The sequence below is a fragment of the Bifidobacterium hapali genome, from assembly GCF_002259755.1.
Lineage (GTDB): Bacteria > Actinomycetota > Actinomycetes > Actinomycetales > Bifidobacteriaceae > Bifidobacterium > Bifidobacterium hapali.
Window position 1 is genome coordinate 1 of record NZ_MWWY01000057.1, and the last position, 3,640, is coordinate 3,640.

Sequence of the window (3,640 nt, forward strand, 5' to 3'; positions counted from 1 at the left end):
CGTCGATATCCGCGTAGATGCGCTTGAGCTTGTCGGAAAGGGTCTGCGAGGGCATGCGGTCGCCCCACAGCAGCTGGCTGACGTCATCGATCTGACGCGTGGACACGCCGGCCAGATACATGTCGATCAACGCCTCCTCGACGCTCTCCTCGCGCCGTCGGTAGCGTTCGATCACGGCCGACTCGAACAACGCGCCCTTGAGCTTGGGCACCTTCAGGCTCATTTTCCCGGCCTTGACGGTCAGGTCGCGCTTGTAATGGCCGGCCCGGTACGCCTTCCGATCCCCGCTGCGCTCGTAGCGCGCGGCGCCCGTGATCTCGTCGGCCTCGGCGTCGAGCATCGCGTTCAACGTCTCCTCGACGCTTCTACGGACCATCCGGTCCAGGGTGGTCTCCAACATGGCCTGGTCGACCTGTAGAATCTGCTGTGACATGGCTTCGTGCCCTCTTTCCAATCGCGATTTGTTTTGTTTGGCGACAGAAAATCGTACACAGGACACGAGCCATGCCCTTTCATCTCAAGCCCAAGCCAAAGTGCGCAAAATTTCGGGCCTTATCTTCTAGACTTTGAGACAGACCCTGATACACTGATTCTTAAGAAACAGAGATAACAATAAATTGAAGTTGCGAGTTTATGAAAAAATATGCAAATAAAGAGGAACTTAAAGATGTAATTAATAATACTTTCGAAAAGTATATTTCAGAATTTAATAATATCCCAGAATCGTTAAAAGATAAAAGAGTTGATGACGTTGATAGAACTCCAGCCGAAAATCTTGCTTATCAAGTTGGTTGGACAACATTAATTCTTAAATGGGAAGAAGATGAAAGAAAAGGACTCCCAGTACATACCCCATCAGATATCTTCAAATGGAATCAGCTAGGTGAACTATATCAATGGTTTACTGATAACTACGCACATTTTTCGTTACAGATATTAACAGCTAAATTAAAAGAAAATGTGACTGATATATATGCAATGATTGACTCATTAAGCGAAGAAGAATTATTTAATCCGCATATGAGAAAATGGGCTGATGAAGCAACTCAATCAGCGACTTGGGAAGTATATAAGTTCATACATGTCAATACTGTCGCACCATTTGGAACTTTTAGAACAAAGATTAGAAAATGGAAAAAGCTAGCATTATAAATCTTAAGACGGATGCGATCCACCCCTCAGATTAAAACCAGCCGAAAAAACAAATGAAATTGCAATACACCAAGAAAGAAACATCATGACCACCATTTATGACTTCACCGTTACCAACATCGACGGCAGCAAGAAGAGCCTTGCTGATTACCAAGGCGAAGTGTTGCTAGTAGTGAACATCGCCACGCACTGCGGCTTTACTCCGCAGCTCGAAGGACTGGAAGCATTGCAGCAGGCATATCATGAGCGTGGCTTCGACGTGTTAGGATTCCCTTGCGACCAGTTTGCAAATCAGGCACCGGAATCTTCCGAAGAAATCAGCACCATTTGCCGATTGTCCTACGGCGTGAAATTCCCTACATTCGCCAAAATCAACGTGAACGGAACGGATACTGATCCTTTGTACGTGTGGCTCAAACAGCAGCAAAGCGGCACGCTAGGCAGTGCGATCAAGTGGAACTTCACTAAATTCCTTATCGATCGCAATGGTCAAGTAATAACACGATATGCCCCTACTACCAAGCCTTCAGCCATCGAGAAAGATATCACCGCGCTTATATAGCTTCACGTTGAGATGCGCTGATATGCAGGGGTTGCGGTAGCCATGTACCCGATTTGTACCCGATTTCCATAGCCAAAACTCAGCAATAGCATGATCAACGGTCGCGCTCTTAATACAGTTGATCATGTGATCCCGTTCGGGTCAGTACTAGTTGCAGCTCACGGCAATCAATCCGGTAAATCAGCAACCAGTCGCCCTCGATATGAATCTCCCGATATCCTCTCCAATTATTAACCAACGCATGATCACGATACTGAGTCGACAACACATCACGATCCTCAGCCATCAACACTTCAATAGCACGACGCAACTTATCCGGATCATAATGCTTCTTGAGCAAACTCTTAAAATCCTTCTTAAACTGCGTAGTACGAAAAACAGACTTAAGCATCCATGAGATCCTTCATCAAATCATCCACGGATGAAAACGCAACACCCTCATGAGCATTCACTTGACGACGCGCCTCCACATTTGACGGGTGCTCCCGCGTCGCACGGAATGGCATACCATTATCAATCAACGACTGACGCAGGAACATATTCAATGCCGTCGACAGGTCCAATCCCATCGACTCATACAATTCCTTCGCCTGTTGCTTAACTTGCGAATCCGTCCGAAAACTAATTGTCGTCGTATCAGCCATCACAACCATCCTCACAAAAACATAACAATGTATAAACATTGTAACACAAAAGAGACGCGTTAAATATGAAGGTCTCGATCAACTGATTGTATTTTCGTAATCAACCAACATTCCGACATCACAATCAACATCACCACAGCGTAGAGCCAGTGCCTCACCAATACGAATACCCGTATGAGCTAAGAACCCCGCTTTCATCACACACGATACGCTCCTCACACCAGCGCAAACAGCAGAGATCCAATATTCCTGTCAGCACTCTCGCCCGTTGGAGGAACGAACACCGGGAACTCCCATACGCAAAAATCGGACGACTCATACGATACCGGGAACAAGATATCAATGCATGGATTGAACAGCAGCTCGTCACTCCACTGAGATAAACAGCGGATACTTTAGCAATGTACCCGATTTGTACCCGATAAGCAGAACACCGAATTCCAAGAGTCCCAAAACCCTTGGAATTCCGTCCGTTCCACGCGTACAGGTCGATCACGTCGCAATCGGTCGTCTGAGCGGAGCGCACGTACGTGCTCATGCGCTCGGTCGAGAACCATCGCTGCAGGTCAGCAAGCGTGACGGGTTGACTTTCAGGACTCATGATGGCTATGCTACTGACGAATGCCCCGGAACGTCACTCATGCGAAACAACATGAAACCCCGGGGATTTTTCTTTTCTGCACGGCCAATTGAGGTTAAAGTCTGCGGTCATCGTTACCGAATCGTTACCACAGCGGCCTTCCGCCTCGAACGGTGAAACCCAAATTCCATGCGGGAGTAGGGCTCTCTGTCGGGCTAGCCGGATTTGAACCGGCGACATCCTTTTTGATAATTGTTGCTGTTTCTTTTATTCAGATTCTCAAGAGTGATAAGGCCCGAAATTTTGCGCACTTTGGCTTGGGCTTGAGATGAAAGGGCATGGCTCGTGTCCTGTGTACGATTTTCTGTCGCCAAACAAAACAAATCGCGATTGGAAAGAGGGCACGAAGCCATGTCACAGCAGATTCTACAGGTCGACCAGGCCATGTTGGAGACCACCCTGGACCGGATGGTCCGTAGAAGCGTCGAGGAGACGTTGAACGCAATGCTCGACGCCGAGGCCGACGAGATCACGGGCGCCGCCCGTTACGAGCGCAGCGGGGATCGCAAGGCGTACCGGGCCGGCCATTACAAGCGTGATCTGACCGTCAAGGCCGGGAAAATGAGCCTGAAGGTACCGAAACTGAAGGGCGCGGTGTTCGAGTCGGCCGTGATCGAGCGTTACCGGCGGCGCGAGGAGAGC

Annotated in this window: 7 protein-coding genes; 4 read left to right on the forward strand and 3 right to left on the reverse strand. The window is 48.6% G+C overall.

Annotated elements, in window-relative coordinates:
- Nucleotides 1-433: transposase (locus tag BHAP_RS11110; protein WP_211279743.1), on the reverse strand; the 433-nt coding region annotated here is incomplete at its 3' end.
- Nucleotides 434-633: 200 nt separating this feature from the next.
- On the opposite strand from BHAP_RS11110, the gene BHAP_RS11115 reads away from it, so the two are divergent.
- On the forward strand, nucleotides 634-1,152 hold the full coding sequence (locus BHAP_RS11115) for a ClbS/DfsB family four-helix bundle protein (RefSeq protein ID WP_094730724.1): 519 nt from the start codon (nucleotides 634-636) through the stop codon (nucleotides 1,150-1,152).
- 85 nt (nucleotides 1,153-1,237) lie between these two features.
- Nucleotides 1,238-1,714 (forward strand): glutathione peroxidase, encoded by a 477-nt coding sequence (locus tag BHAP_RS11120; RefSeq protein WP_094730725.1) that lies wholly within the window; start codon nucleotides 1,238-1,240, stop codon nucleotides 1,712-1,714.
- 109 nt (nucleotides 1,715-1,823) lie between these two features.
- Here BHAP_RS11120 and BHAP_RS11125 read toward each other — a convergent pair whose 3' ends face one another.
- Both BHAP_RS11125 and BHAP_RS11130 read right to left on the reverse strand, forming a co-directional pair.
- Entirely contained in the window at nucleotides 1,824-2,105 is a 282-nt protein-coding gene (locus BHAP_RS11125; protein ID WP_094730726.1) for a type II toxin-antitoxin system YafQ family toxin, read from the reverse strand.
- Nucleotides 2,098-2,358, reverse strand: coding sequence for a type II toxin-antitoxin system RelB/DinJ family antitoxin (locus BHAP_RS11130; RefSeq protein ID WP_094730727.1), 261 nt, complete (start codon nucleotides 2,356-2,358; stop codon nucleotides 2,098-2,100). Before BHAP_RS11130 ends, BHAP_RS11125 begins: the two co-directional genes overlap by 8 nt.
- A gap of 149 nt (nucleotides 2,359-2,507) precedes the next feature.
- Between BHAP_RS11130 and BHAP_RS12205 the strand changes: the two genes are divergently transcribed.
- Together BHAP_RS12205 and BHAP_RS11140 are read left to right on the forward strand one after the other, a co-directional pair.
- Nucleotides 2,508-2,741, forward strand: coding sequence for a helix-turn-helix domain-containing protein (locus tag BHAP_RS12205; RefSeq protein ID WP_211279744.1), 234 nt, complete (start codon nucleotides 2,508-2,510; stop codon nucleotides 2,739-2,741).
- 608 nt (nucleotides 2,742-3,349) lie between these two features.
- Nucleotides 3,350-3,640: transposase (locus tag BHAP_RS11140; protein ID WP_211279745.1), on the forward strand; the 291-nt coding region annotated here is incomplete at its 3' end.

Bases quoted from the DNA above. Each gene is read 5' to 3' on its own strand.
- BHAP_RS11115 (WP_094730724.1), top strand. From the start codon at position 634: ATGAAAAAATATGCAAATAAAGAGGAACTTAAAGATGTAATTAATAAT.
- BHAP_RS11120 (WP_094730725.1), top strand. From the start codon at position 1,238: ATGACCACCATTTATGACTTCACCGTTACCAACATCGACGGCAGCAAG.
- BHAP_RS11125 (WP_094730726.1), bottom strand. From the start codon at position 2,105: ATGCTTAAGTCTGTTTTTCGTACTACGCAGTTTAAGAAGGATTTTAAG.
- BHAP_RS11130 (WP_094730727.1), bottom strand. From the start codon at position 2,358: ATGGCTGATACGACGACAATTAGTTTTCGGACGGATTCGCAAGTTAAG.